The sequence below is a fragment of the Vibrio sp. 1562 genome, assembly GCF_033340155.1.
Classification (GTDB): domain Bacteria; phylum Pseudomonadota; class Gammaproteobacteria; order Enterobacterales; family Vibrionaceae; genus Vibrio; species Vibrio alginolyticus.
The window spans coordinates 1-745 of sequence record NZ_JAWOVY010000280.1; the positions used below are offsets into that span (position 1 = coordinate 1).

Below are 745 nucleotides of genomic sequence, written 5' to 3' on the forward strand. Positions count from 1 at the left end.
TGTTCCGCCAGCCGTCGCGGAATACTCGACGGGTTTGTCGATGGGACAAACGGCAGAGCAAATGGCGAAGACGCACGGTATCTCACGCGCAGAACAAGATGCGCTAGCTCATCGCTCTCATACATTGGCATCCCAAGCTTGGAAAGAAGGCAAAATCCAAGGTGAGGTGATGACCGCTTTTCCTGAACCTTACAAAAAGTGGATTTCTGAAGACAACAACGTTCGTCACGACTCGACGTTAGAGGGCTATGCAAAGTTACGTCCTGCATTTGACCGCCAGTACGGCAGTGTTACTGCAGCAAACAGTACGCCGCTGACTGATGGCGGCGCGGCAGTGATGCTGATGCGCGAAGGTAAAGCGAAAGAGTTGGGCATGGAAATTCTTGGCTACATCCGTGGCTACGCATTCTCAGCGATTGGTGTGGAAAAAGACATGCTGATGGGACCGACTTACGCGACTGCGAAAGTGCTCGAAAACACAGGCTTGGAACTGTCGGATCTGACTCTGATCGATATGCATGAAGCGTTTGCTGCTCAAGCATTGGCAAACGTGAAAATGTTTGCCTCAGATAAGTTTGCTCAAGAAAACCTAGGTCGTTCGAAAGCGATCGGTGAAATCGACATGGATAAATTCAACGTGCTCGGTGGCTCAATTGCTTACGGTCACCCATTCGCGGCGACGGGTGCGCGTATGATGACGCAAACTCTACGTGAACTGAAACGTCGTGGTGGTGGTATTGCATTG

1 protein-coding gene is annotated in these 745 nt (G+C 51.0%); it reads left to right on the forward strand.

The window, feature by feature from the left end; genetic code table 11:
- The coding region (locus R7Z49_RS24660; protein ID WP_318112325.1) for an acetyl-CoA C-acyltransferase at nucleotides 1-745 on the forward strand (745 nt) is incomplete at both ends.